Raw genomic sequence first — 26,773 nt, 5'->3', positions numbered from 1 at the left:
TAAAAACGCTCCCTCATCCTGTAACCCAAAAATTACTGGCTAATGGCCGCCATAATGCGCTCTTCCTTGATGCCCATATTGATCAGGTGAGCAGATGCACGGCTAAGAAAACTTCTCATGGAGTAACAATATGCAGATTTGCGGTCGAAGTGATCTTCGGGGGAGAAACGATTGACTATGCGCCCCCCGGCACAGATATTCTCCCAAATACAGCCTGTGCATTCTGTGGGCAAGGATTGCCCGACTGAAGTGTATTCCCGAAACTGTGGGCTATCGAATACCTCTGACAAGCTCACCTCAGAGGTATGACCAATGGGATTAAACATAGAGTCTGATGTTGACCGCAAGGTATCATCGACGCGTACAAAACCATCAGAACTGACTGTCAGGGCATAGACCCCCGTGACACTGGGGTTGTGACCCAAAATTCCTGAGTTTTTCTGCCCGAGAAGTGTGGCAATGTGCGTTTGAAATAGGCGGACAAAAATCTTGGGATTATCATCTTTCACCCACTCATCCAGTGCTTCGTTGAGGAAGCGGCCCAAACCAAGGGCATCAACGTCAGCATCTTTGTAACAGTCGTCGGGTATCAGAAAATCAAAACTGTAAACCCCTAAATCATCAACAAAATGCCGATAGATTTCAGCGCCATTTACCTTCGCATTGGCGACACACAAAATGCCGGGAGCGGAGGGAAGGCGACCTTGTTGATAGGCTTGTTGCAGCATACGTAGACCCCGTACTGTGCCTTCGTAGGTACTGCGCCCTTTGGTGTCTAGCCGGTGGCGATCATTAATATGTTTGGGGCCATCAATAGAGACACTCACATTCACAGAGTATTTTTCGAATAACGCTATCCACTCTTCGTCAATAAGTGTGCCGTTCGTTTGCAATGCGAGCCTAATATTCGAACCACAGTAGTGCCCTGACATGAATTGAATACACATATTGGCGAAGTTTTCTTTCTTCATTAGCAGCGGCTCCCCGCCATGAAGATCAATTTGTAGTGTGCCAATTTGATATTCTTGGCTGGCGCGTTCTAAAAAATTGACGAAATGGCGAATGTTTTTATCCGATATTCTAGCCGGACTGTCATTGGCTGCCGAATTGCCTTTATTGAATACGTAGCAATAGTCACAGTTGATATTGCAACGCTCACTTATTTTTAATATTATTTCAAGATGCCTAATCCTCTTGTCAATTAATAGTTCAACCATGAATCTGCACTCCTTTTAGCGATAGCTTTATATTCTTTGGGCGATGTTGGGAGTTTAAATTAGGGGCCACCATTGGCCTGATGACCCCCGTTACATCATTAAAACGACTTAGTCCAATTTGCGAAAGCATTTATCCAGCCTGCACCACCGGCTATCTGCTCAAGTGTCTCTTCTGCTAAGCGCTGAGGTTGACTCTTTTTAACTTCGTTAACATTGATTACTGTTTTCGTTGCCGTGATCTCTTTTTTTAAACGAGACATAATATATCCCTCCATTGATTATCGATATCAAGAGATTTCTCCCTAGATTAGTCCGTTAAGGAGAGTGTTATTGTGCTTGTCTTGACTTTGAATGACGGAAGTAAATTAATCGTAATAACTTAATGTTGTGATTGAAAGTCATTAAGCACTATCCTGCTCTCCTTGGATTAGAAATATCACTGAGTATAAGGCTATGTCAAATGCTAAGAACTTACTTTGCCACTGTTTAGCGCGATTTAATATTAATTAAGTTAAATTCTGGAATTTAATATTTAATTTTTATGGGTGGGGTTTTATATGTGGGGAAATAAATTAAATGCTCATGTAAGTAATTTTCTTATTTAATATAATAAACTTTATCGTTATCGATATAATAAAAGGCATATTGCCTTGATAATAAATGTCCATTATTCCGGTTCTAGCCAAGTTGTTTGGAAATCAAACCAGCCCAGATTATTCAAGTGCGCCCCCTGCGCCTGCTCGGGGGCTTTCAAGCGCATCCAGTGGTGAAATAGCGGCTGTAACCAGCCCTTGTCGGTAATCTCTCGGACGAATTGCTCGCCAGTGAGTCTTTGATTACGCCATTCATTCTGTTGTGCCTGCAAATGTGCTTCATCACCACCAGTAATGGATTGCCGCAACAGTGGGGTGCCGAACAACCATGCGCCGACATTCCACTCTTCCGGCACGGCAAAGTTAACCGTCCCGAGCCACAGGTCCGCATCGGCTTCACCCTTGGCCCACGTGGTGTAATCCAGCTCCAATGCCACCAGTCGAATACGTTGTGCCGCCAGAATATGCGCCATCTCTGCGATCAGCATCGAATATTCTGGATGTTGGGTATGATAAGCCAAGGTTAATGTCGGCCAATCCGCAGGGACTGTCACTGTAGAGAAGGGCGAATATGCCTCCCCTGAATCAATCCCGTGAAACCATGTCGGCAATACACTGCTGGCTGGGACCCAAAAAGGGCGAATCGGGGCGATTAATCTTTGGATTAAATGATAAGGATTGAGTGTTTCCCGCAGCCAGCGCCGTTGCTCAATACTGTGCCAGTGCGGCGAACGGCTATCGCAGAGTAAAAAATAGCCGCCACGTTCGAGGAACATCTCCTGCGTGGAGTCCGAGGGTTTACCGGTCAGGCTGGCCGCGAAGCCGGAGACATAATCGATGTCGCTGATACTTGAGCTGAGCCAAGTCGCGCTCTGACGATCGGCCCTATTCAGTTGCTCGGCAAGCACTGGCGGGCGATCTTGGGTGCGCGCCAGATCAGGAAAAATCAGCACCTCAATTTCGTCCAGCAGGCCACGGAAGCCAAAATAGTGATCAAAAGATTTCATCAGCAAATGCCAGTCATCATTTTCGGCCACCCGATAGGGACCAGTGCCAATGGGGTGAGAGGCAAAATTCGGCTGTTCAGCATGGTCTTGCGGCAAAATCAGTGCCGAATGGTGAGCTAGCAGCAAAGGAAGATGCGGGTCCGGCTGGGTCAATTCGATAACCACACTCAATGGTCCATGCGCTTTAATTTGTTGAATATGTGAAAACAGCGGTAAGCGGGCGCAGCGAGTTAATGAGCTGACCACATCACGGCTGGAAAGCTCGCGACCATCATGGAACTGCACGCCAGGGCGTAAATAGAAGCGCCAATGCAATGGATCCAGCATTCGCCATTGATGGGCTAAATCAGTCGCGACGTCGCCACTCTCCTCATTTATTCGCGTTAGCCCATTAAAAAGTTGCCGGACTAAATGTAACTCGGAGCGACGTAATGGGGTGCCGGGGTAGAGATTTGGCATGGTGCGGTAGTAGGGGATGCGCAGTGCTTGATAGTCATCGCGTATCCGATACCCCAATTTGGATCGCAATAATGGCGTAATGAGCTGCTTATCTTCACCCAGCAGCACAATGGCTTCATTGAAACCGCCTGAGTCGAGTAACTGTTCCGCTTTTTCAATCAATAACTGATGTGTGTTCCGCAATAGTTGTAAATGTGAACGGCGACCACGGCCCGCCTCTGCTTGCCATGTTAACCAGCCCGCCTGCTGCATCTGAACCAGCAGTGTCCGCATGTGGCGCTTGGTGCAGTTGAGTTTATCCGCTAGCTCTTGCAGTGTGATCGCCACAGATTGCACGCCGACCGCATTCAGTAATCGCAAATATTGTTGCTCAAGGCGTCGGCTGGTCATAAAAGGGGAACCTAATTGATCTAAAGTCAGCAGTTTTTAATATCATCTTTTTAGCCGATAATTTTTAGTACAGCAAGCCTTTATCGCCCACAGTTCGGACGAACAGGGTGCACACTTTTATTGACGAAAATCATTGAGGCAAGAAGATGACTCGATACTTAAACAAAGATACCCAAGTCTGCATTTCTCTGGCCGCCAGACCGAGCAATTTTGGCACCCGTTTTCATAACTTTTTGTATGATGCACTCGATCTCGATTACCTCTATAAGGCCTTTACTACCAAGGACTTGGCGGCGGCTATTGGCGGAGTACGAGCGCTGGGATTCCGTGGTTGCGCTATTTCGATGCCGTTTAAAGAGGCGGTCATCCCGATGGTGGATGAGATGGACCCCTCAGCCGTAGCGATTAATTCGGTCAATACATTAGTTAACACGGAGGGTTATTTGAAGGCGTACAACACTGACTATATCGCCATCGCGAAATTGCTACAGAGCCATCAGGTGCCAGCCGATAAGGTTTTTGCTCTGCGTGGCAGTGGTGGTATGGCGAAGGCGGTAGCTTTTGCGCTCAAAAATGCCGGTTTTAAGCAGGGTTTTATCATTGCGACAAATGAAAATACTGGCAAGCAATTAGCTGAGCAATCTGGCTACCCCTATCGCCCTGATATGCAAGGTGTTCAGGCTGATATATTGATCAATGCGACGCCAGTGGGCATGGCGGGGGGTAAAGAGGCGGAGATCATGGCTTTCACTGAAAATGAGGTCAATCACGCGGAGATCATTTTTGATGTGGTGGCACTGCCCGCCATCACACCGCTGATTCATTATGCCCAAACGCAAGAGAAAACAGTGATTACCGGGGCTGAAGTGTTTGCTATTCAGGCGGTCGAGCAATTTGTGCTATATACCGGCATTCGCCCCGATCAGGCTTTGTTTGAAAAAGCGGCGGCTTATGCCCGAGGCTGATGATTGAGGTTGAAATCAATAGAATTTGTCGCTCATACTACGCATTCCCCATTTTTATCATGATCAAGGAAATGCGTTATGGCCGAAGAAACGATTTTCAGCAAAATTATCCGCCGTGAAATCCCTGCCGACGTGGTTTATCAGGATGAACTGGTGACCGCGTTTCGCGACATCGCTCCGCAGGCACCAACCCATATCTTAATCATTCCCAATATTCTTATTCCTACTGTGAATGATGTCACCGCAGAACACGAAGCAACATTAGGCCGCATGATTACGGTAGCTGCTAAACTTGCAGAGCAGGAAGGTATTGCTGAAGATGGCTATCGCCTGATTATCAATTGCAACCGCCATGCCGGGCAGGTGGTCTACCATATCCACATGCATTTGGTCGGCGGCCGTGAACTGGGTTCTTTGCTGTCACATAAGTAAGTTGCCGCATCAGCCAGTTGCCACATAATTAGATTGCCACACAAATAGGTCGCTGCATCAATAGCGATATCATTGTTGAGTTTAACTGAGGTCAGCCTATGCGCCGTGTGAAGGCGTTTTTATTGCCACTGATGGCGTTCGCGGGTATGGCGACATTGCTAGGGTGCAGCAGCCCGAAAGGGATTGCGGTTAATCAGCAGCAAACCGTGGTCATGGATTCGTCAGTGCTGACGGCGGGTATTTTGGCTTCTCAACCCGCGGTATCAACCTCATCGGGTGACAATATTGCGCGATCAGTGATCTCTAATAGTCAAAATAAGCCGATAAAAATAAACTATCGTTTTTATTGGTATGATGCGCAGGGCTTGGATGTGCCGCCACTGGACGCGCCGCGTTCGATGATAATCACGCCGGGCGATGATGTTGCGGTTCAGTCAGTCAATAATAATTTCAACGCGCGAAGTGCGCGCCTTCATTTATTTTTATAATAGTTCAGTCGCTATTGGAGTGGGACAATGAAAAGGTATTTATCTGTGGCGCTGGCTGCACTGGTGCTGACGGGCTGTATTACCCCGCCACCTGTTGAGCCAACCACACCGCCAGTCACCATAGAGCCGGTCACCCCCCCCGTCATTGAAACACCTCCTCCGGTGGATACCGTGCCTCCGCCGCCGAAAATGCCGCAATCTATCGACTGGGCCGTCAGCGTAGAACCTTTAGTCGCACAGATGGTGAACAGCAAAGAGGTGGCGAACGGCAGCATATTGCTGCTCGATAGCGTCAAAAATAACACCAACGGCGCATTGCAGATGGCGAAAGCCACCGCCGCACTGCATCAGATGCTGACATCAAATAAGAAGTTTGTGTTGATCTCGCCGCAGCAATTGGCTGTCGCCAAGCAAACACTGGGTTTATCGGAAGAGGATAGTCTGGGATCGCGCAGCAAAGCGATTGGTCTGGCCCGTTATGTCAGCGCCCAGTATGTGCTGTATAGCGATGTGAGCGGCGATGTCAAATCACCGACCATCGAAATGCAATTGATGCAGGCGCAAACTGGCGAAATTATCTGGTCAGGTCATGGCCCGGTCCAGCGCTGATCCTGCCCTGCATGTGCTGATTGAAAGTCTCAATCCGGCGGTGAAAATCGCCGATTGCCAGATTAGCCCCGTCTCTGGGCTAACGGGTGAAAGCTGGCGTATCACCGCCCCAAATGTTGATTGGCTGGCACGTGAACAGTCGATGCAGAAAATGCAGTTAGGTGTGAATCGGCGGCGAGAGTGCAAACTGTTGCGGCATGTCGCTGGCAGCGATCTATCTCCGGCCATTATTGCCGCAAATGCGCACTGGTTGGTGGTCAATTGGCTTGAGGGTGACGTTGTCACTAATGCCCAATTTATTGAATTAGCGAATAATGGTCAGTTAGCGCAGCTCTTGGCCCGCCTCCATCATTTACCCGTTAGTGGTTATCGGCTGGACTTGCGCGCTCAGCTTATCCGCTATGGTGACTTAATTGATCCCGCGCGCCGTTCACCGGGCTGGCTGCGGCTCCAGCATGGTTTTCTGCGCAGACCGCAACCGCAGCCGGTGAAACTGGCTCCCCTGCATATGGATATTCATCCTGGCAATCTCTTAATGACCGCGACTGGGCTGAAACTAATTGATTGGGAATATGCCGCCGATGGCGATATTGCCTTGGACATTGCCGCTCTTTTTCGGAGTAATGGGTGGTCAAAACCACAACAACAGTTTTTTTTACAGCGCTATTGTAGCAGTCAACACGGCTATTCCGATATCAAGCGGCTATCCTGCCAGATACAGCGCTGGCTGCCGTGGATTGATTACTTGATGTTGATGTGGTTTGAAGTTCGCTGGCAGCAAACGGGGGATAGCGCGTTTTTACAATGGGCCGCACCGTTGCGTCAGCGATTTAATCTCTCTTTTTGATTTTTTAACTTTTAACTTTACCCAAAGAACTTGGCGCTACAGCGTTAAGTATGGCGGGAATGATGTGAGGTTGTCGTGGGTCCAGTGATGTTAGATGTTGCCAGCTATGAGCTGGATGCTGAAGAGCGTGAGATTTTAAAACACCCGCTGGTGGGCGGCCTGATTTTGTTCAGCCGTAATTATCATGATGCTGAGCAGTTGCGTGAGTTGGTTCGCCAAATCAGAGCGGCATCCCATGATCGGCTGGTGGTGGCGGTGGATCAAGAAGGTGGGCGGGTGCAACGTTTTCGCGAAGGTTTTACTCGCCTGCCTGCGGCCCAGTCATTTGCCGCTATCAATGATGCCGCCACTGCCGCTCAGCTTGCGCAAGAGGCGGGCTGGTTGATGGCGGCAGAGATGATCTCAATGGATATTGATATCAGCTTCGCGCCAGTATTGGACATTGGTCATGTCAGCGCCGCCATTGGTGAGCGCTCATTCCACAGTGATCCACAGCAAGCACTGAATATGGCCGAGTGCTTTATCCGAGGGATGCACAGCGCGGGGATGAAAACCACTGGGAAGCACTTCCCCGGTCACGGCGCAGTGACCGCTGACTCCCACAAAGAGACGCCACGGGATAATCGGCCACTGGCAGAAATCCGCACTCATGATATGGTTATATTTCGCGAACTGATCGCGCGCGGGTTGCTCGATGCCATCATGCCTGCTCACGTGATTTATACTGAAGCCGATGCACGCCCCGCCAGTGGCTCGGCTTACTGGCTTCAGCAGATATTGCGTCAAGAGTTAGGCTTCAGCGGCATCATTTTCTCCGATGATCTCTCGATGGAAGGGGCGGCGATTATGGGCAGCTACGCCGAGCGCGGGCAGGCCTCTTTGGATGCGGGTTGCGATATGATTTTGGTGTGCAATAACCGTCAGGGGGCTATCAGCGTGCTCGATAACCTGTCTCCGGTCAAAGCAGACAAACTGACGGGCTTGTATCATTCTGGGCAGTTTGATCGTCAGGCGCTGATGGCATCATCACGTTGGCAGCAGGCGAATAGGGCATTAACTGCACTCAGCGAACGTTGGGATGCACATAAAGATTCATATCCTAAATAAGTCGCGAGGATAAAAATGATAGTCTATCTACATGGTTTTGACTCCACGAGTCCCGGCAATCACGAGAAAGTCCTGCAACTGCAATTCATTGATCCGGATGTGCGTTTTATCAGTTACAGCACTTTGCATCCTCGCCACGATATGCAGCATTTGTTGAAAGAGGTAGATAAAGCCATTCAGCAGGGCGGTGATGCCAAGTCACTGATTTGTGGTGTGGGTTTAGGTGGTTTTTGGGCTGAGCGCATCGGTTTTTTGTGTGGTATTCGTCAAGTCTCATTCAACCCCAATCTTTATCCGCAAAATAATATGAGTGGCAAAATTGATCGCCCGGAAGAGTACATCGATATTGCCAGTAAATGTGTTAATGACTTCCGTGAGAAAAACCGCGATCGTTGTCTGGTGGTGCTCTCTCGCCATGATGAAATGCTCGATAGCAAGCTGACAGCCGGTGACTTGCACCCCTATTATGAAATTGTCTGGGATGAGAAGCAGAGCCACAAATTTAGGGATCTGTCACCCCATCTTCAGCGGATCAAGGCGTTTAAAACGCTGGGTTAGTTAGAGGGCTGAGTTAGCCTAAAACGCAAGGTTAATGCGGTTGAATGTTAATGATGGGTTAATTGCAGAGCTTACAACACTCTGTTATCTGGCTTGGAAAGGGTGCATATCGTACTTTTTTCAGGCCATTTTTATGGCAAAAAACCTCAAAATCTCCCTTTCTGGGTTGGCAAATAGAAAGATTCTAAATTGTGACGAAATGCTAACTATTTGAATCCTATTCCAGAAAAAATCCCGCCGCTGCCACTTTAATCAAATAAAGTTGATATATATCAATTTTGGTATGACCAAATAACCCTGCATGATATTCTGACTCCAGTTTATTGAATTAGCATCAGCGAACCCTATGTTATATAAGGATATTATTCATTTACCTTTAGCTAACAAAGGGTTCACATTTAGGGGGTCATTTTGACAACGCCGAAGAAAAAAATCGTTATTATTGGTGGTGGTGCCGGCGGTCTTGAGCTGGCAACGAGCCTGGGTCATAAGCTGGGTCGCAGTAAAAAAGCTGAGATCGTTTTGGTCGATCGTAACCATAGCCATTTGTGGAAACCGTTGTTGCATGAAGTGGCGACCGGTTCTCTGGATGATGGTGTCGATGCACTGAGTTATCTGGCTCATGCCCGTAACCACGCGTTTAATTTCCAGTTAGGTTCCTTAACGGGCATCAATCGTGAAACCAAAACCCTCAGCCTGGCAGAGATTTGCGATGAACACGGCGATGTACTGGTGACACAACGCGAATTAACCTACGACATTCTGGTGATGGCGCTGGGCAGTACCTCGAACGATTTCGGGACACCGGGCGTGAAAGAGAACTGCATTTTCCTCGATAACCCGCATCAGGCGCACCGTTTCCACAATGAGATGCTTAACCTGTTCCTGAAATATTCAGCGCAACCGGGTGAGAAGGGCAAAGTGAACATCGCGATTGTCGGCGGCGGGGCCACGGGTGTAGAGCTCTCTGCTGAATTGCACAATGCGGTAAAACAGTTGCACAGCTACGGTTTTGAAGGTTTGGACAATCAGGCGTTGAATGTGACGCTGGTTGAAGCAGGTGAGCGTATTCTTCCTGCCTTGCCGCCACGCATTTCGGCTGCCGCACATCAAGAGCTGATTAAGTTGGGTGTCCGCGTATTGACCAAAACTATGGTAACCAGTGCTGACGAAAACGGTCTGAATACCAAAGAGGGTGAGTACATTAATGCAGATCTGATGGTCTGGGCCGCAGGGATTAAAGCGCCGGACTTTATGAAAGATATCGCAGGGCTGGAAACCAACCGCATTAATCAGTTGGTGGTTGAACCAACACTGCAAACTACCCGTGATCCGAATATCTTTGCTATCGGCGACTGTGCTTCTTGTCCGCAGCCGAGTGGTGGTTTTGTTCCACCGCGTGCGCAGTCAGCGCATCAGATGGCCAGCCGTTGTTACAGCAATATTTTGGCGCTGCTTAACGACCAGCCGCTCAAGCCGTACATCTACAAAGATCACGGCTCACTGGTGTCACTGTCGAAATTCAGCACCGTTGGCAGCCTGATGGGTAACCTGATGCGCGGCTCAATGATGGTCGAAGGCCGAGTGGCTCGCGTGGTCTATATCTCGTTGTACCGTATGCACCAAGTGGCACTGCATGGTTACACTAAGACGGGGCTGATGATGCTGGTGGGCGGGATTAATCGGGTTATCCGACCTCGCTTAAAATTGCACTAAAAATTGCTTTTATCTGAAATAGACCGCTACCTTTGGTTAAGGGGGCGGTTTTTTATTGGAAGATTGCCGTTTGGCGCACGGAAAGCTAAAGCCATGCGCACGTAATGTGAAAACGTCAGCATAAAATTCCGCAATAACAGAAGCCCTCAGTCGGATTCCTCCTAAACACATTCATTCACACCTATTATCTGGATGTTTAGTCCATTTGTCTTATTGCTAGGTCAAAGCACATTGTGCAGACTTCACCTGTCAACTGAGTTAACACGGCGAGTCACGCACGCCGTACTCTGGTTAAGGGGGCTGCCCTCAAAGCCAGACGCTGTCAGATTTTCTGTTGGTGATATTGGAATTCTGGAGCAGAAGATGCGTGGTAACACTTTCAGGAGGATTTCCTGTGAACAAATCAATGTTAGCAGGTGTGGGTATCGGTATAGCGGCCGCTCTGGGAATTGCCGCTGTCGCGAGTATGAATGTTTTCTCCGGCGCACCGCAATATGCACAAGTTCTTGCCGCGACACCAATTAAAGAGACGATCAAAACGCCTCGTAAAGAGTGTCGCAATGTGACTGTCACTCACCGCAAACCGGTGCAGGATGAGAACCAAATCGCGGGTTCCGTATTAGGTGCCGTTGCGGGTGGGGTTCTGGGTCATCAGGTTGGCGGTGGCCGTGGTAAAGATATTGCCACGGTTGCGGGTGCACTGGCAGGTGGCTATGCCGGTAACCGCGTGCAAAATAATATGCAGGAAAATGATACCTATACGACTACCCAAGAACGATGCCAAACAGTTTACGACAAATCACAGAAAATGCTGGGATATGACGTAACCTACAAAATTGGTGATCAGCAGGGAAAAATTCGTATGGATCGTGATCCAGGTACGCAGATTCCAATCGATAAAAATGGTCAACTGATACTGAACGACCGAGCATAATACAAAATCTGTTGTCCAAGACCTTGCATCAAGAACCCGCGATTTAGTGTTAATTCTGATCGCTTAACCTAATTTGTCCCCAACACTCCTGCGTCCCCAAGGATGAAGAGTAGGGGAGTTAAGCGAGTGGCATTAGCATTACGCGGGTTTCTCATGACTGATAGCCCGCACTAGCCCTCCGATTAAGCCACGCGGTGCTGCGCAAATGCCGCCAGCAGTTCACTGATAAATTTCAGTCGTTGCGTTCGGTCGGTCAAATCCTGCATAAACTTCAGCTTGGTTGGTCCTTCCAGTCGATAGATCTTTGGCTGGCGTTGTAGCAGACCAATCAGATAGACCGGATCGACCTTGTTCTTCTCGCTAAATTCGACAAAACCTCCGCGCTCATTGCCTTCAATGCGCTTAATTCCCAACGTCTGCGCCAACTGACGTAATTCGGCGGTTTGCAACAGGTAGCGGGCGGCATCGGGCAGTTTGCCAAAGCGATCGATTAGCTCAACTTTTAACTCATCAAGTTCGGTTTCATTGCGCGCGCTGGCGATTCGCTTATAGAACGAAAGTCGGATATTCACATCTGGAATGAAATCGTCAGGTAGCAACACTGGCATACGCATCTCAATTTCAGTCTGATTATTGGTCAAATCTTCCAGTGAGGGTTCACGGCCCTCTTTCAGCGCATCAACCGCGTTTTCCAACAGCTCCATGTAGAGCGAGAAGCCAATGGTGGTCAACTGGCCGCTTTGGTCCTCGCCCAACAACTCACCAGCCCCACGAATCTCCAGATCATGGGTTGCCAAGGCGAAGCCCGCACCCAGATCTTCCAGTGAGGCGATGGCCTCCAGCCGTTTTTTGGCATCGGTGGTCATCGCTTTCGGGTTTGGCGTGAGCAGGTAGGCATAAGCTTGATGATGCGATCGCCCGACGCGGCCCCGCAACTGGTGTAGCTGCGCCAGACCGAAATGATCGGCCCGTTCGATGATAATGGTATTCGCGCTAGGAATGTCGATGCCGGTTTCGATAATCGTCGTGCAGACCAGTACGTTAAAGCGCTGATGATGGAAATCGTTCATCACCCGCTCCAGATCGCGCTCACGCATCTGACCATGACCAATAGCGATCCGCGCCTCTGGCACTAATTCCGCCAGTCGCTGGGTGGCTTTTTCGATGTTCTCCACGTCGTTGTACAGGTAGTAAACCTGCCCGCCACGCAGAATTTCACGCAGAATCGCTTCACGAATCACCAAACTGTCATATTCGCGAACAAAGGTTTTCACCGCCAGACGGCGTGCTGGCGGGGTAGCAATAATCGACAAATCGCGCATACCGCTCATCGCCATATTCAGTGTCCGCGGGATAGGCGTTGCGGTGAGCGTCAGGATATCCACATCAGCGCGCATGGCTTTGATACGCTCTTTATGGCGCACCCCGAAACGGTGCTCTTCATCGACGATCAACAGACCGAGATCTTGCCAGCGCAGGTCACTTTGTAGCAATTTGTGGGTGCCGATAATAATATCCACTTTCCCTTCAGCGGCTTGCTCCAGAATCACTTGTTGCTCTTTGGCGCTACGGAAGCGGGACATCATCTCAATCCGCACGGGCCAAGTGGCAAAACGGTCGCGGAAGTTGTCAAAATGCTGTTGAGCAAGCAGGGTGGTCGGCACTAATACCGCGACTTGCTTATTATTTGCGACAGCAAGGAAGGCGGCCCGCATCGCCACTTCGGTTTTACCGAAACCAACATCACCACACACTAATCTGTCCATCGCCAGCGGCTGGCACATATCACTGAGCACCGCGTTGATGGCCTGCTCCTGATCGGGGGTGGTTTCAAACGGGAAACTTTGGCAGAACAGCTGATATTGCTCGCGATCGAGCTTGAATTTAAAGCCCGATTTGGCGGCGCGTTGTGCGTAGATATCCAGCAACTCAGCCGCCACATCGCGCACTTTTTCGGCGGCTTTCTGCCGTGCGCGGCTCCAGGCTTCGCCACCCAGTTTGTGCAGCGGCGCATTTTCATCTGCGCCACCGGAATAACGGCTGATCAGATGCAAGGAGGAGACCGGCACATAGAGCTTATCTTCACCGGCGTAGGTCAAAATCAAGTATTCAGCTTTGATGCCGCCCGCTTCAAGGGTGGTCAGACCCAAATAGCGGCCGACCCCGTGTTCCAGATGCACCACCGGCTGACCGGGGCGCAGCTCGGCCAGATTGCGGATCAGGGTATCGGTATTGATGGTGCGGCGGTTATCTTGTCGACGACGGCTAACGCGCTCGCCCAATAGATCACTTTCGCAAATCAGCGCCAGCTGTTTATCCGCATCAAGGAAGCCGCGTTCGGCGGCACCAATCATCAGATAATGGCCGGGTGTGCGGGCTTGCGATAACTCGGTGATCAGGGTTGGGCTGATTTTTATCCGCGCCAGCAGGTCTTGCAGTGTTTCGCGTCGCCCCTCGCTCTCCACGGAGAAGACAACACTACCGCTAAATGCCTCAATAAAACGGCGTAGATTATCCAGTGGCGCTTTTTGCTGCGCCTGAACTGCCAAATCAGGCAGCGCCTGATAGTGCAAGTTAGTATTGGCGGCTTTGGTAGGGACTTCATCCGTCTTAAATTGGACGCGTGGCCACGCTTTTAGCTCACTGAACAGCGAATCCACCCGCAACCAGAGAGTGTCGGGGGCCAGCAAGGGGCGCATTGGGTCAATGCGGCGGCTCTCAAAACGCTGATTCACATCGAGCCAAAAACGCTCAGCGGAACTTTCCAGCGAACCCGTGTTAACCAATAAGGTATTTTCAGGCAAGTAACTGAACAGTGAGGGCAAGGGTTGGCTGAAGAACAGCGGCTGCCAGTACTCAATCCCGGCAGGCCAGATCCCTTTACTCACTTGCTGATAAATATGTTCCGCATCACGGCGGACGTCGAACTGCTCACGCCATTGGCTGCGAAATAGCTCAATGGCGGCTTTATCAATCGGAAATTCATGGGCGGGCAGTAAATTTATCTGCTCAACTTCAGACAGTGTGCGCTGGGTATCCACATCAAACACCCGCAAACTGTCAATATCATCATCAAAGAAATCAATTCGATACGGCTCTTCACTGCCCATCGGATAGAGATCCAGCAGTGCTCCACGGGTGGCAAACTCACCGTGCTCCATGACCTGATCAACACTGCGATATCCCGCCTGTTCAAGCTGGGCGCGTAACTTATCCCGCGACAGGTGCTGGCCCTTTTTCATCACCAGCGCATGACCATGCAGAAACTCATGGGGGCATACCCGTTGCATCAGGGTATTGATCGGGAGAATAATAACGCCACGATCCATTGCTGGGAGTTGATACAGGCAGGAGAGGCGGGCCGAAATAATATCCTGATGCGGAGAAAAACTGTCATAAGGCAGCGTTTCCCAGTCGGAGAGAGTATTCACCGGCCATGATGAGAATTGCTGGATCTCATCGCGTAGGCGCAGCGCCGTCTGCATATCGGGGGTAATTAACATTACCGGACCCTTATGGCGCTCAATGATTTCCGCACATTCGACCGCGCATGCAGAGCCGGTCAACTGACCTAACTGACGGGTATCGCCACGTCGTTCAGGTAATGAATAACGATATTGTTGGGACATAAGCAGTTAAACAGTCTCTTTATCAGGACAAATTATCTCGGCGGCTATCCTAGCACGTGAAGCGGTATAGCCACAGATGGGTGCTCTTTTTTGGAATAAAAGCCGGAGATTTAGGCGGTTAATGGTTCCATAAAGCGGTAGTACCCTTTATTATCCTCGATCACTTTGCTTTAGCAACAGGATCTAAACAGATTTCATGTATCAACCTGTCGCACTATTTATTGGCCTGCGTTATATGCGCGGGCGTGCATCCGACCGTTTTGGGCGGTTTGTTTCGTGGCTTTCTACCATTGGCATCACGCTGGGTGTGATGGCACTGATTACCGTATTGTCTGTGATGAATGGTTTTGAGCGCGATTTGCAGAATAATATTTTGGGGCTGATGCCACAGGCGCTGATTACCACGCCGCAAGGCTCGCTCGATCCGAATAAAATCCCTGCGTCAGCCCTGAAATCACTGACAGGTGTGACCGATATTGTGCCATTGACCACGGCAGATGTGGTGTTACAGAGCGCCCGTAATCTTTCCGCTGGTGTAATGCTGGGGGTTGACCCCACACAGCACGAACCTCTGGCGGATTACTTGGTTAATGTGCACCTGAAAGATTTGCAGCCCGGTAGCTATAATATGATCCTCGGTGAGAAACTGGCGGGGCAGTTAGGGGTCAAGCGGGGCGAAACGCTACGTTTAATGGTGCCTAGCGCTAGTCAGTTCACGCCAATGGGGCGTATTCCTAGCCAGCGGCTGTTTAATGTCATTGGGACATTCGCTGCTAACAGTGAGGTCGATGGCTATCAAATGCTGGTTAATCAGCAGGATGCATCGCGCTTGATGCGCTATCCGGCGGGTAATATTACCGGCTGGCGCTTATTCCTTTCGCAACCACTCTCCGTCGATAGTCTGAGCCAACAAACCCTGCCGGAAGGCACGGTATGGAAGGATTGGCGCGACCGCAAAGGCGAACTGTTTCAAGCCGTGCGCATGGAAAAGAATATGATGGGGTTGCTGCTGAGTCTGATTATTGCCGTTGCGGCCTTTAATATCATCACCTCGCTGGGCCTGTTAGTGATGGAAAAACAGGGTGAGGTGGCTATTTTGCAGACGCAAGGCTTGAGCCGCCGCCAAATCATGCTGATATTTATGGTGCAGGGGGCCACTGCGGGGGTGATTGGTGCTCTACTCGGCGCGGGGCTGGGTATTTTACTCGCCAGCCAATTGAACACGCTTATCCCAATTCTCGGCTTGCTGATTGATGATGCCACCTTACCGGTGGAAATTAACCCTGTTCAGGTGACGGTTATTGCCCTGTTGGCGATGGCCATTGCTTTGCTCTCCACGCTTTATCCTTCCTGGCGCGCTGCCGCCGCACAACCTGCCGAGGCTTTACGCTATGAGTAATCATCCTTTATTACAGTGCTTAAACTTGTGCAAACGCTATCAGGAAGGGCAGTTGCATACCGACGTGTTAAGCAATGTGTCATTTACCATTGAGTCCGGTGAACTGATGGCGATTGTCGGCAGCTCTGGCTCGGGGAAAAGCACCTTGCTGCATCTGTTGGGCGGTTTGGATACCCCGACCTCTGGTGAAGTCATTTATCAGGGGCGCTCACTGAATCAGCTCTCCTCCAGCGCGAAAGCGGAGTTACGCAACCGTGAGTTAGGTTTTATCTATCAATTCCACCATTTACTGCCTGATTTTACTGCATTAGAAAATGTCGCGATGCCACTGCTCATCGGCGGCGCTAAACCGGCAGAGGCGCAGGATAAAGCCCGCGCTATGTTGGTGGCGGTGGGGCTGGAAAAGCGCAGTAAGCATCGCCCGTCAGAGTTGTCCGGTGGTGAGCGCCAGCGGGTGGCGATTGCCCGTTCACTGGTCAACAACCCCTCTTTGGTGTTGGCCGATGAGCCAACCGGTAATCTGGACCAGCGCAATGCAGATAGCATCTTCAATTTGCTGGGTGAATTGAATGTCCGGCAGGGGACCGCCTTTTTAGTGGTCACCCACGATTTGCAGTTGGCGAAACGGATGAGCCGTCAGTTAGAGATGCGCGATGGTCAGCTACAGCAGCACTTGACGTTGGTGGGGGCTTAGTGATGGGCGCTTTGCCACTTTCGCTCTTAATCGGTTTACGTTTTAGTCGAGGCCGCCGTCGTGGCGGCATGGTGTCGCTCATTTCGGTGATATCGACCTTGGGTATTGCCTTGGGTGTTGCGGTGTTGATCGTCGGCCTAAGCGCCATGAACGGCTTCGAACGTGAGCTGAAAAACCGCATTTTGGCGGTTGTCCCTCACGGTGAGATTGCGGCGGTGAATCAGCCGTTTTCAGACTGGCAACAGAGCTTACAGCGAATTGAAAAAGTGCCGGGTATTCTGGCTGCTGCCCCCTATATCAACTTTACCGGGCTGATTGAAAACGCCACACAACTGCGCGCGGTGCAGGTCAAAGGGGTTGATCCTGAGGCCGAACAGCGACTTAGCGCACTGCCCAGTTTTGTTGTTGATCACGCTTGGGATAATTTCAAAGCAGGGCAACAGCAGATTATATTAGGCAAGGGTTTGGCGGATGCCTTAGGGGTGAAGCAAGGCTCTTGGCTGACGGTGATGATCCCCAATAGCGATCCTGAGATGAAACTGCTGCAACCTAAACGCATTCGTTTACAGGTGGCCGGTATTTTTCAGTTGAGTGGCCAGTTGGATCACAGTCTGGCACTGGTGCCCTTGGCTGATGCACAGCAATATCTCGAGATGGGTGACAGTGTTACGGGCATCGCCATCAAGGTCAATGATGTTTATAACGCCAACAAGCTGGTGCGCAGCGCCGGTGAGGTGAGTAATGCCTATGTCTATATCAGTAGCTGGATTGGCACCTATGGCTATATGTACCGAGATATCCAGATGATCCGCACGATCATGTACTTAGCGATGGTGCTGGTGATCGGTGTCGCCAGTTTTAATATTGTCTCCACACTGGTCATGGCGGTTAAAGATAAAAGCAGCGATATTGCGGTATTGCGCACGTTAGGCGCTAAAGATGGCCTGATCCGTGCCATTTTCATCTGGTATGGCTTACTGGCCGGATTTATTGGCAGCATTAGCGGGGTGGTGGCCGGAGTGATTATCTCGCTGCAACTCACCAATATCATCCGTGGATTGGAAAAGCTGATCGGGCATCAATTTTTGTCGGGCGATATCTATTTCATCGACTTCTTGCCGTCAGAGTTGCACTGGTTTGACGTGGCCTGCGTGCTGGCAACTGCACTGGTGCTGAGCTTGATTGCTAGCTGGTATCCTGCGCGTCGTGCAAGCCGTATTGATCCCGCACGAGTACTGAGCGGGCAATAATTAGACCGTCATATTTCAAGCTGCATGTGCGTGGGTTGTCTTCCTGTCATTCGAATTATTTAGGGCATATTAAGGACACGTTTATGTATTACGGTTTTGATATGGGCGGCACCAAAATAGAGTTGGGCGTTTTTGATGTCAACCTACAACGAATCTGGCATAAACGCGTCTCTACGCCACGCGACGACTATCAACAATTGCTGCAAACACTACAAAGTTTAACATGGGAAGCTGATGCCCATTGTGGTGTTAAAGGCCGTGTGGGTATAGGTATTCCCGGTTTACCTAATGCGGATGACGGCACGGTTTTCACTGCCAATGTCCCGGCGGCGATGGGGCAATCATTGCAAGGCGACTTGTCAAAATTGATTCAGCGTGAAGTGCGAATTGATAATGATGCCAACTGTTTTGCGCTGTCTGAAGCTTGGGACCCGGAATTTCGCGCCTATCCTACGGTCTTGGGGCTGATTCTGGGGACGGGGGTCGGTGGTGGCTTAATAGTGAACGGTAGTATTGTCAGTGGGCGCAACCATATCACCGGTGAATTTGGTCACTTCCGCTTACCCGTCGATGCGCTCGATATTTTGGGGGCAGATATTCCACGGGTGCCTTGTGGTTGCGGCCATAATGGTTGCATAGAGAACTACATTTCTGGCCGTGGTTTTGAGTGGATGTATCAGCACTTTAGCCAGCAATCCTTGCCTGCAACCGAAATTATCACCAATTATAACGCTGGTGAACCTAAAGCCGTGGCTCATGTTGAGCGCTTTATGGATGTGTTGGCGGTCTGTTTGGGCAATCTACTGACCATGCTGGACCCCCATTTAGTGGTGATTGGTGGCGGATTATCTAATTTCGGGAAGATCTACGAAGAACTCCCCAAACGCTTACCGCAGCATCTATTACGAGTGGCGCGCTTACCCCGCATTGAGAAAGCGCGATATGGCGATGCGGGTGGCGTGCGTGGGGCTGCGTTTCTGAATTTGAATGAGCAATAGTCGTTACTATCAATAATAATACCCAATGGCGCTGATGAGACAGGTCGGTAGTGTGCTCCCCCTGCAACCTCAAGTGCCACGGTTATAGAAGAGGCAAAAAGTTATGCGCATTCGCCATCGGCTATGTCGGTTTCGCAAGAATAAGCATTTGCGGCATCAACGTTTTCGCTCCCGTATTTTTCATCGGGACAGTGCCGCGATATCAGAAATGAAGAAACCCTTTGTGGTGGTGCTCACTGGAGCAGGTATCTCGGCTGAGTCCGGTATTCGTACTTTCCGTGCCGCTGATGGTTTATGGGAAGAGCATCAGGTAGAGGATGTCGCCACACCTGAGGGATATCGCAGAGACCCTGAATTAGTTCAAGCTTTTTATAATGCGCGTCGTCGCCAGTTACAGCAGCCAGATATTGCGCCTAACGCGGCTCACTTCGCACTGGCAGATCTGGAAGCCGTGCTCGGTGATAACTTTGTACTGGTGACCCAAAATATTGATAACTTGCATGAAAGAGCGGGCAGTAAGCGAGTAATTCATATGCATGGTGAGCTGCTGAAAGTGCGTTGCACCCAATCGGGACAAGTGCTGGATTGGCCGGGTGATCTCTCTGCGGATGAGCGCTGCCATTGCTGCCAATTCCCTTCGCCACTGCGGCCTCACATCGTGTGGTTCGGCGAAATGCCGATGGGGATGGATGAGATCTATCAAGCACTGGCTGATGCAGATTTCTTTATCTCGATTGGCACCTCAGGCCATGTCTATCCTGCTGCTGGGTTTGTTCATGAATCAAGTTTGCACGGTGCACATACCGTCGAGCTGAATCTGGAACCGAGTCAAGTGGAGAGCCAGTTTGATGAAAAACATTACGGCTTAGCGAGTAAAGTGGTACCGGAATATGTGCGCGAGTTTTTAACGACTCGGGGCGAGAATCGCCAAGGCGATTAATGACTCTGCCGGTTGATGAATAAATCATCCGGCGGGTTTTTAAGGCCGCCACTTTTATTCTGGCTTAAGTTTGTCTAAAACTGACCTGACGCAATATTTGATCATGATCACTTCCCCATAATGATAATCACTATTATGAGGGTGGGAACCATGGACAAATTACTCGACCGCTTTTTCAACTATGTCTCTTTTGATACACAAGCAAAAGCCAATGTAAAATCCGTGCCGAGCACTGAAGGGCAGCGTAAGCTTGCTCAGGCACTGCAACATGAGTTGCAGGAGCTGGGCTTCTCTCAGGTTAGCTTGAGCGACCATAGCTGTGTCATGGCAACATTGCCAGCCAATGTCTCTTGGCCGGTCCCCACCATTGGTTTTATTGCCCATCTTGATACGTCACCTGATTTCTCAGGTAAAAATGTCAATCCGCAGATTTTAGAAAACTACCGTGGTGGCGATATTGCTTTGGGGATGGGCGACGAGGTTTTGTCCCCGGTGATGTTCCCCATATTGCATCAGTTACTCGGACATACCTTGATCACCACGGACGGTAAAACACTATTAGGCGCGGATGATAAAGCCGGTATTGCCGAAATCATCACTGCCATGATGCGCTTAAAGCACAGCAATGTTCCACACGGGGAGATCCGCATTGCGTTTACCCCAGATGAAGAGGTGGGTAAAGGCGCGCGGTTCTTTGATGTGACCGCATTTGATGCGCAGTGGGCTTACACGGTAGATGGTGGCGGCGTGGGTGAGCTAGAGTTTGAAAATTTTAATGCGGCTTCAGTGACCATCAAAATTGTGGGTAATAACGTCCATCCCGGCAGTGCGAAAGGGGTGATGGTGAATGCGTTGTCGCTGGCGACTCGTTTCCATCAGGAACTCCCTGTGGATGAAACACCTGAATGCACAGAGGGTTACGAAGGATTTTACCATCTGCAAAGCATTAAAGGCACGGTTGAACGGGCAGAAATGCACTATATTGTGCGAGATTTCAACCGTGACGGTTTTGAAGCGCGCAAGAAGAATATGGTGGATATTGCTAAGCGGGTTGGGAAAGGTTTACACCGTGATTGTTATATCGAAATCATTATGGATGACAGCTATTACAACATGCGTGAGCATATCGTTAAGCATCCGCATATTATTGAACTGGCACAACAGGCCATGCGCGATTGTGATATCACCCCTATCATGAAGCCAATCCGTGGTGGGACCGATGGCGCTCAGTTATCCTTCCTCGGACTGCCTTGTCCAAATATCTTTACCGGGGGATATAACTATCATGGTAAACATGAGTTTATTACGCTGGAAGGGATGGAGAAAGCGGTTGCCGTTATCATGCGAATTGCTGAATTGACCGCTAAACGGGCTAAAGCAGCATAAGTCTCTCGGTTGTTTTTTAGCTGAACGCCCCGTTATGCGGGGCGTTGTCGTGTAATAAGCCGCAAAAATCAGTCGTTAAAATACCAATATCCGCTATTGACCATCGCACTCAGCATCGCCAGGAATGATGGGTCTTCCAGCGCGTCGCCCAGCTTCTCGGCATCAACACTGAAATGTTGGCACAATGCGTCGGCGGCTTGCAGATGAGGTGTATCAATCAACTCACCGTTAGCATAGCAATGGTCACCGATGCGCAGAACGCGCAGGCCAGTCAGGCGCTGTAACGCCTCACCTTGCTGGAGCAACTCATAGATGTCACCGGGCTGATAAGGTGGTTCCGGCGGCGCGATATCCAATTCATGGCGCGATTGAGAAATAAACTCACCGAGCCAATTTTGGAAGTGCTCCGGTTGCTGGACTAAATTCAACATCATGGTATGAAGCTTATCGACTTCTTGTGGCAACACTTCAGCGGGATGCTCACGCAATTGCAGATCGGGATCGCTGTAGCGGTGGCTGCCTAACTCCCGTGAAAGGATATAGTCTGCAAAGCCGCTGACTAGCTCGCGCGCATTTGGCGCGCGGAAACCGACAGAGTAATTTAATGCGTTTTCGAGGGCATAGCCTTCATGAGGAAAGCCCGGTGGGATATAAAGAATATCACCCGGCTCCATTTCTTCATCAATGATGGCGTCGAAGGGGCCGACTTGCAGCAAGTCTGGATGTGGGCAGTGCTGCTTCATTTCAGTTTTTTCTCCGACCCGCCAGCGACGACGGCCCGTGCCCTGAATGATAAAGACGTCATACTGGTCAAAGTGGGGGCCAACGCCGCCACCGGGCACAGAGAAGGAGATCATTAAATCATCCATGCGCCAATCAGAAAGTTCACGGAAAGGGCGCATTAATGCAGCGGCGGGTTCATGCCAGTGGTCAACCGCCTGAACCAGCAGTGACCAGTTAGTTTCGCCTAAATGGTCAAAACTCTCAAATGGACCATGGCCGACTTGCCAACGACCCTCTTCATGACTGACCAGACGGCTATCGACTTCATTTTCCATCGCTAACCCAGCAAGCTCGTCTGGCGAGAGCGGGTCAATAAAGTTTTTAAAGCCGCGTTTGAGGATAACGGGACGTTTCTGCCAATAGCGTTGCAGAAAATCAGGCCAATCGAGATCGAGTTGGTAATCCATGTTTATTCCAAATAGGAGGGGGCTTGGCGGTGATTATAACGGATGCCTGCCGCCAGTATCAGGGGGTGATAGGCAAATTTTGTTAATCATCATGATAATCACTCTGCCGACCAAAGGTTACCATCATTTTTGCGCCCCCTAAGGGACTTTCAGTAATGGTGATTTCACCCTGATACTGCTCAATGATTTCGGCGGCGACAGATAACCCTAGTCCTTGGCCTGGGCGTAATGTATCAACCCGCTGACCGCGCTGGAAAATCAACTGCCGTTTACTTTCAGGGATACCCGGCCCATCATCTTCGACCACAATAGTGAGCTGTTTTTCTGAGTGCAGGGCGGTAATCTCAACAAATTCCAAACAGTATTTACAGGCATTATCCAAAACATTGCCCATCACCTCCATAAAGTCATTTTCCTCGCCAAGGAATGTGACCTCCGGGGAGATATCCAGTGTCAAAACCACCCCTTTGCGTTGGTAAACTTTATTCAGCGCACTGCACAGGCTATCCAGCAAGGCAGGAACGGAGTGAATTTCCCGAACCAGTACACTATGCTCTGAACGCATACTGGCACGGTGCAAGTAATAACCAATTTGCTGAGAGATTCTGCTTATCTGCTCAAGCATAATCGGCTCCACTTCCTCAATGGTCGTCTGCTTACCGGTGCGTAAAGAGCGTAATGTGGTCTGTAATACCGCCAGTGGGGTCTTAAGACTGTGGGTGAGGTCCGACAGCGTGGTGCGATATTTGGTATAACGCTGGCGTTCATTGGTTAACAATATGTTGAGATTGCGAACTAAACTCTGCAATTCGCGCGGCGGATTCTCATCCAGTTGTTCGCGTTCCCCTTTCTCGAGCTGGTTGATTTGGCTGACCAGCGCTTTAATTGGTCGCAGACTCCAATAGGCAGCCAGCCACAGCAGGGGGACCACCAACAGCAAATTTGCCAGTAAGACATAGCTAAACCAGTCCCAAACGAGATCAGAGCGCTGTAGCTCCTGCGGGATGGTATCAACCACCACAATGGTGAGTTGTGGCAAGCGGGCTGTCGCGGGATAAGTATTGACTGAGATTGAGTGAGTTAGCGCACTGTTGTCGTTATCGTCATATTTTTTGAGCTGATCTTGGGCTTTTGGGTTATCACCCAGCATCACGCTACTGATGTGCGTCCCGGTATCCAGTTCGTAAAAGCCCGGTTTTTGTAACCAGCTTTTTTCGATATGAGATTCAAGTTCAGGGACATGACGCTGACGCCACAAGATATTGCCATCTTTATCGTAAATCAAAATCAGCGTCGGGATATTGAGCTCAAGCTCAGGGGGCACCGAAATACTGAGCTTATTATCATGCCACTGCGCCAAGCTGAAAAATAAGTTACTCTCCCCACGATGGGCGCGGAAAGTGTTTTTATCAAAACTGACGATATATCCCACTACCGCGACCATACCGTAAGAGAGCGATAGCGCAAGGATGACACCCGCTGTGGCCATAAGAAAACGCGCACGAAGGGAGAAGGGTTTGCTATTTTTCCTGAACATGATGTCTAGTTGGCGTCAAAGCGGTATCCCTGACCACGAATGGTCGTAATCACTTCACCCTCATGTTCTGCCAGCAGTTTTTTACGCAAACGGCCCATTAATACGTCAATGGTATGGCTCTCACGTAGTTCGGCATCAGGATAGAGTTGCAGCATCAGTGTCTCTTTGCTGACGACTTTGCCCGAATTACGAATCAGGGTTTCAATAATGGTGTATTCGAAGGCGGTCAGTTTAATCTGTTGCTGATTGACACACAACTCTCGACGCGAAAGGTCAATCTGAAACGGCGGGAACTCAATGACCTGAGATGCCAGACCAATATTACGCCGCATCAAGGCTTGCATCCGAGCGATAACCTCCTCCAGATGGAAGGGTTTAGTCACATAATCGTCAGCACCGGCTTCCAGTACCGCGACTTTATCTTGCCAGCTCTCACGTGCAGTCAGCACCAGAATGGGTAAGTTTGCTTGATGGCTACGCCAGCGACGAATAAGGCTTAATCCATCTTCACCGGGTAGGCCAAGATCAATAATGGCGATATCTGGCGCGTGCTCTTGCAAGAAATAGTCTGCCTCTTTGGCATCTTCTGCTGCATCAACCTGATGGCCCATCTCACGCATTTGTACAGTAAGATGGTGACGCAACAGAGCATTGTCTTCCACAACGAGAACCCGCATACCACATCCCTCGATAAGTCTTTAACCGGGTAATCAAATATTGCCCAGTAAGCCATTAAACTGATTATTGAAACGTTATAACGCAAACTCACTACATGTGATAGTAGCTCTTGCGTGTATAATGTCCTTTTGATATCGCTAACATTATCAGTGACAACAGCTAAACCGGGGCTAAACAGGGAGGGGGCGCTAGGGAGGGAAAGAGCAGTGAGGTGATGCAGAGGGCACTAACTATCTGTATATTATTGCTATTTTAAACAGTAATCTGCTCGCTAGGGTAATTCCCCAACTCACTCGCCTGAGCCAGTTGGGGATACTTTGCTTGCTACTTACCTACAACGCTAATAACGCTGGGTATATCAGCGCTAAACACTACTTTAGTTCATCAACCATAGACGTCGCCCGACCAATATAGTTGGCGGGTGTCATGGCCTTCAATCGCGTTTTTTCTTCTTCCGGCAAGGCAAGACCATCAATAAACGCCTGCATACCGGCAGCATCAACACGCTTGCCACGGGTGAGTTCTTTCAGTTTTTCATACGGTTTTTCAATGCCATAACGGCGCATTACAGTCTGGATTGGCTCAGCCAGAACTTCCCAGTTATGGTCCAGCTCTTCCAACAGGTGTGCTTCATTAACTTCCAGTTTGCTGATCCCTTTCATTGTCGCCTGATAGGCGATCAGGGCATAACCGAGGCCAACACCCAAGTTTCGCAGCACGGTGGAGTCCGTCAAGTCGCGCTGCCAGCGTGAAACCGGCAACTTGCTGGCCAAATGGCCCAGCACCGCGTTAGACAACCCAAGATTGCCTTCAGAGTTTTCGAAGTCAATCGGGTTCACTTTATGCGGCATAGTACTGGAACCAATCTCACCGGCGATGGTTTTTTGCTTGAAGTGATTCAGTGCAACATAACCCCAAATATCGCGGTCAAAATCGATCAGAATGGTATTGAAACGGGCAACACAATCAAAAAGCTCAGCAATGTAATCATGAGGTTCAATTTGAGTGGTGTATGGGTTCCAGTTAATTCCCAGTGACGTGACGAAACTTTCGCTGAACTGGTGCCAGTCAACTTCAGGATATGCCACGATGTGCGCATTATAGTTGCCAACAGCCCCGTTGATTTTGCCCAAAATCTCCACTTGTGACAGTTGACGGAACTGGCGCTCCATACGGTAAGCGACATTCGCAAATTCTTTGCCGATAGTGGAGGGGGTGGCAGGCTGGCCGTGGGTGCGTGACAGTAGCGGCAAGTCGCGATATTGGTGGGCCAGTGCTTTAATTGAGTCAATAATCTGACGCCACATCGGCAAGACCACATCCTGACGGGCGGTTTGCAACATTAAAGCGTGGGATAAGTTATTGATGTCTTCAGATGTACAAGCGAAGTGAATGAATTCGGACACTGCATGCAAGGCTGGAATACTTTCGACTTTCTCTTTCAAGAAATACTCAACCGCTTTCACATCATGATTAGTGGTACGTTCAATGGTTTTGATGCGTTGTGCATCCTGTTCATTGAACTCTTGCACGATCTTATCAAGGTAAGCGTTTGCGTCGGCATCAAAAGCCGGAACTTCTTTGATTTCTGCACAGGCGGCCAGTTTTTGCAGCCAACGTACTTCGACCTGCACACGAAATTTCAGCAAACCAAATTCGCTGAAGATTGGGCGCAGTGCGCTGACTTTATCGCCATAGCGTCCATCAATAGGGGAAACGGCGGTCAGTGAGGATAATTCCATCGGTGGCA

General features: G+C 49.9%; 23 protein-coding genes. 15 read left to right on the top strand and 8 right to left on the bottom strand.

The window, feature by feature from the left end:
- Positions 1–32 precede the first annotated feature (32 nt).
- The 3 genes from xyeB to HRD69_RS17260 form a co-directional block, all read right to left on the bottom strand.
- Positions 33–1,217: a cyclophane-forming radical SAM/SPASM peptide maturase XyeB gene (gene xyeB / locus HRD69_RS17270; RefSeq protein ID WP_004873873.1), complete on the bottom strand. Its 1,185-nt coding sequence runs from the start codon at positions 1,215–1,217 to the stop codon at positions 33–35.
- A 98-nt stretch (positions 1,218–1,315) separates the two neighbouring features.
- A complete protein-coding gene (xyeA, locus tag HRD69_RS17265; RefSeq protein WP_071984814.1) occupies positions 1,316–1,477 on the bottom strand; it encodes a XyeA family cyclophane-containing RiPP triceptide in 162 nt (53 codons plus the stop codon).
- Between the two features lie 407 nt (positions 1,478–1,884).
- The gene (locus HRD69_RS17260; protein ID WP_004873875.1) at positions 1,885–3,666 is read right to left on the bottom strand and encodes an SgrR family transcriptional regulator; all 1,782 of its coding nucleotides are present in this window, start codon (positions 3,664–3,666) and stop codon (positions 1,885–1,887) included.
- Positions 3,667–3,812: 146 nt separating this feature from the next.
- On the opposite strand from HRD69_RS17260, the gene HRD69_RS17255 reads away from it, so the two are divergent.
- From HRD69_RS17255 to HRD69_RS17215, 9 genes are all read left to right on the top strand, one after another.
- On the top strand, positions 3,813–4,631 hold the full coding sequence (locus HRD69_RS17255) for a shikimate 5-dehydrogenase (RefSeq protein WP_004873876.1): 819 nt from the start codon (positions 3,813–3,815) through the stop codon (positions 4,629–4,631).
- A 78-nt stretch (positions 4,632–4,709) separates the two neighbouring features.
- Positions 4,710–5,063, top strand: coding sequence for a purine nucleoside phosphoramidase (hinT, locus tag HRD69_RS17250; protein WP_004873877.1), 354 nt, complete (start codon positions 4,710–4,712; stop codon positions 5,061–5,063).
- A gap of 98 nt (positions 5,064–5,161) precedes the next feature.
- Positions 5,162–5,551 carry a YcfL family putative periplasmic lipoprotein gene (locus tag HRD69_RS17245; RefSeq protein WP_004873878.1) on the top strand — a complete coding sequence of 130 codons (390 nt, stop codon included), beginning with the start codon at positions 5,162–5,164 and terminating at the stop codon, positions 5,549–5,551.
- A 27-nt stretch (positions 5,552–5,578) separates the two neighbouring features.
- Positions 5,579–6,160, top strand: a complete 582-nt coding sequence (gene lpoB, locus HRD69_RS17240; protein WP_032813219.1) for a penicillin-binding protein activator LpoB — start codon at positions 5,579–5,581, stop codon at positions 6,158–6,160.
- The gene (gene thiK, locus HRD69_RS17235) at positions 6,141–7,007 is read left to right on the top strand and encodes a thiamine kinase (RefSeq protein ID WP_080544981.1); all 867 of its coding nucleotides are present in this window, start codon (positions 6,141–6,143) and stop codon (positions 7,005–7,007) included. The genes lpoB and thiK overlap by 20 nt, the downstream gene beginning before the upstream one ends.
- A gap of 75 nt (positions 7,008–7,082) precedes the next feature.
- Positions 7,083–8,114, top strand: a complete 1,032-nt coding sequence (nagZ, locus tag HRD69_RS17230) for a beta-N-acetylhexosaminidase (protein WP_032813220.1) — start codon at positions 7,083–7,085, stop codon at positions 8,112–8,114.
- A 15-nt stretch (positions 8,115–8,129) separates the two neighbouring features.
- The gene (ycfP, locus tag HRD69_RS17225) at positions 8,130–8,672 is read left to right on the top strand and encodes an alpha/beta hydrolase YcfP (protein ID WP_004873882.1); all 543 of its coding nucleotides are present in this window, start codon (positions 8,130–8,132) and stop codon (positions 8,670–8,672) included.
- Between the two features lie 411 nt (positions 8,673–9,083).
- Positions 9,084–10,388 (top strand): NAD(P)/FAD-dependent oxidoreductase, encoded by a 1,305-nt coding sequence (locus tag HRD69_RS17220; RefSeq protein WP_004873883.1) that lies wholly within the window; start codon positions 9,084–9,086, stop codon positions 10,386–10,388.
- Positions 10,389–10,782: 394 nt separating this feature from the next.
- Positions 10,783–11,322, top strand: coding sequence for a glycine zipper 2TM domain-containing protein (locus HRD69_RS17215; protein ID WP_004873884.1), 540 nt, complete (start codon positions 10,783–10,785; stop codon positions 11,320–11,322).
- Between the two features lie 182 nt (positions 11,323–11,504).
- Here the strand turns inward: HRD69_RS17215 and mfd are convergent, their stop codons facing one another.
- Positions 11,505–14,951, bottom strand: a complete 3,447-nt coding sequence (gene mfd, locus HRD69_RS17210) for a transcription-repair coupling factor (RefSeq protein WP_004873885.1) — start codon at positions 14,949–14,951, stop codon at positions 11,505–11,507.
- Positions 14,952–15,147: 196 nt separating this feature from the next.
- On the opposite strand from mfd, the gene lolC reads away from it, so the two are divergent.
- The 6 genes from lolC to pepT all read left to right on the top strand — a co-directional run bounded on the left by lolC (position 15,148) and on the right by pepT (position 21,618).
- Positions 15,148–16,350 carry a lipoprotein-releasing ABC transporter permease subunit LolC gene (gene lolC, locus HRD69_RS17205; protein WP_004873886.1) on the top strand — a complete coding sequence of 401 codons (1,203 nt, stop codon included), beginning with the start codon at positions 15,148–15,150 and terminating at the stop codon, positions 16,348–16,350.
- Positions 16,343–17,044: a lipoprotein-releasing ABC transporter ATP-binding protein LolD gene (gene lolD, locus HRD69_RS17200; RefSeq protein ID WP_032813222.1), complete on the top strand. Its 702-nt coding sequence runs from the start codon at positions 16,343–16,345 to the stop codon at positions 17,042–17,044. The genes lolC and lolD overlap by 8 nt, the downstream gene beginning before the upstream one ends.
- Before the next feature lie 2 nt (positions 17,045–17,046).
- On the top strand, positions 17,047–18,294 hold the full coding sequence (gene lolE, locus HRD69_RS17195; protein ID WP_004873888.1) for a lipoprotein-releasing ABC transporter permease subunit LolE: 1,248 nt from the start codon (positions 17,047–17,049) through the stop codon (positions 18,292–18,294).
- 83 nt (positions 18,295–18,377) lie between these two features.
- Positions 18,378–19,292 (top strand): N-acetylglucosamine kinase, encoded by a 915-nt coding sequence (nagK, locus tag HRD69_RS17190; protein WP_004873889.1) that lies wholly within the window; start codon positions 18,378–18,380, stop codon positions 19,290–19,292.
- A 103-nt stretch (positions 19,293–19,395) separates the two neighbouring features.
- Positions 19,396–20,232: a Sir2 family NAD+-dependent deacetylase gene (gene cobB / locus HRD69_RS17185; protein WP_004873890.1), complete on the top strand. Its 837-nt coding sequence runs from the start codon at positions 19,396–19,398 to the stop codon at positions 20,230–20,232.
- A gap of 150 nt (positions 20,233–20,382) precedes the next feature.
- Positions 20,383–21,618 (top strand): peptidase T, encoded by a 1,236-nt coding sequence (gene pepT / locus HRD69_RS17180; protein WP_004873891.1) that lies wholly within the window; start codon positions 20,383–20,385, stop codon positions 21,616–21,618.
- Between the two features lie 68 nt (positions 21,619–21,686).
- On the opposite strand, the gene HRD69_RS17175 is transcribed toward pepT, so the two are convergent.
- The 4 genes from HRD69_RS17175 to purB all read right to left on the bottom strand — a co-directional run bounded on the left by HRD69_RS17175 (position 21,687) and on the right by purB (position 26,765).
- Entirely contained in the window at positions 21,687–22,808 is a 1,122-nt protein-coding gene (locus tag HRD69_RS17175) for a ribosomal protein uL16 3-hydroxylase (RefSeq protein ID WP_004873892.1), read from the bottom strand.
- 82 nt (positions 22,809–22,890) lie between these two features.
- The gene (phoQ, locus tag HRD69_RS17170; RefSeq protein ID WP_032813223.1) at positions 22,891–24,345 is read right to left on the bottom strand and encodes a two-component system sensor histidine kinase PhoQ; all 1,455 of its coding nucleotides are present in this window, start codon (positions 24,343–24,345) and stop codon (positions 22,891–22,893) included.
- Positions 24,346–24,350: 5 nt separating this feature from the next.
- Entirely contained in the window at positions 24,351–25,022 is a 672-nt protein-coding gene (phoP, locus tag HRD69_RS17165; RefSeq protein ID WP_032813224.1) for a two-component system response regulator PhoP, read from the bottom strand.
- Between the two features lie 372 nt (positions 25,023–25,394).
- On the bottom strand, positions 25,395–26,765 hold the full coding sequence (purB, locus tag HRD69_RS17160; RefSeq protein WP_004873895.1) for an adenylosuccinate lyase: 1,371 nt from the start codon (positions 26,763–26,765) through the stop codon (positions 25,395–25,397).
- Positions 26,766–26,773 lie beyond the last annotated feature (8 nt).

It is taken from the genome of Yersinia mollaretii ATCC 43969 (genome assembly GCF_013282725.1).
GTDB lineage: Bacteria > Pseudomonadota > Gammaproteobacteria > Enterobacterales > Enterobacteriaceae > Yersinia > Yersinia mollaretii.
The sequence above is the reverse complement of the archived record's forward strand: the minus strand, read 5'-3'. Positions and strand labels throughout refer to the sequence as shown.

Coding starts and splice junctions, on each gene's coding strand:
- xyeB (WP_004873873.1), bottom strand. CDS start 1,217: ATGGTTGAACTATTAATTGACAAGAGGATTAGGCATCTTGAAATAATA.
- xyeA (WP_071984814.1), bottom strand. CDS start 1,477: ATGTCTCGTTTAAAAAAAGAGATCACGGCAACGAAAACAGTAATCAAT.
- HRD69_RS17260 (WP_004873875.1), bottom strand. CDS start 3,666: ATGACCAGCCGACGCCTTGAGCAACAATATTTGCGATTACTGAATGCG.
- HRD69_RS17255 (WP_004873876.1), top strand. CDS start 3,813: ATGACTCGATACTTAAACAAAGATACCCAAGTCTGCATTTCTCTGGCC.
- hinT (WP_004873877.1), top strand. CDS start 4,710: ATGGCCGAAGAAACGATTTTCAGCAAAATTATCCGCCGTGAAATCCCT.
- HRD69_RS17245 (WP_004873878.1), top strand. CDS start 5,162: ATGCGCCGTGTGAAGGCGTTTTTATTGCCACTGATGGCGTTCGCGGGT.
- lpoB (WP_032813219.1), top strand. CDS start 5,579: ATGAAAAGGTATTTATCTGTGGCGCTGGCTGCACTGGTGCTGACGGGC.
- thiK (WP_080544981.1), top strand. CDS start 6,141: ATGGCCCGGTCCAGCGCTGATCCTGCCCTGCATGTGCTGATTGAAAGT.
- ycfP (WP_004873882.1), top strand. CDS start 8,130: ATGATAGTCTATCTACATGGTTTTGACTCCACGAGTCCCGGCAATCAC.
- mfd (WP_004873885.1), bottom strand. CDS start 14,951: ATGTCCCAACAATATCGTTATTCATTACCTGAACGACGTGGCGATACC.
- lolC (WP_004873886.1), top strand. CDS start 15,148: ATGTATCAACCTGTCGCACTATTTATTGGCCTGCGTTATATGCGCGGG.
- lolD (WP_032813222.1), top strand. CDS start 16,343: ATGAGTAATCATCCTTTATTACAGTGCTTAAACTTGTGCAAACGCTAT.
- lolE (WP_004873888.1), top strand. CDS start 17,047: ATGGGCGCTTTGCCACTTTCGCTCTTAATCGGTTTACGTTTTAGTCGA.
- nagK (WP_004873889.1), top strand. CDS start 18,378: ATGTATTACGGTTTTGATATGGGCGGCACCAAAATAGAGTTGGGCGTT.
- cobB (WP_004873890.1), top strand. CDS start 19,396: ATGCGCATTCGCCATCGGCTATGTCGGTTTCGCAAGAATAAGCATTTG.
- pepT (WP_004873891.1), top strand. CDS start 20,383: ATGGACAAATTACTCGACCGCTTTTTCAACTATGTCTCTTTTGATACA.
- HRD69_RS17175 (WP_004873892.1), bottom strand. CDS start 22,808: ATGGATTACCAACTCGATCTCGATTGGCCTGATTTTCTGCAACGCTAT.
- phoQ (WP_032813223.1), bottom strand. CDS start 24,345: ATGTTCAGGAAAAATAGCAAACCCTTCTCCCTTCGTGCGCGTTTTCTT.
- phoP (WP_032813224.1), bottom strand. CDS start 25,022: ATGCGGGTTCTCGTTGTGGAAGACAATGCTCTGTTGCGTCACCATCTT.
- purB (WP_004873895.1), bottom strand. CDS start 26,765: ATGGAATTATCCTCACTGACCGCCGTTTCCCCTATTGATGGACGCTAT.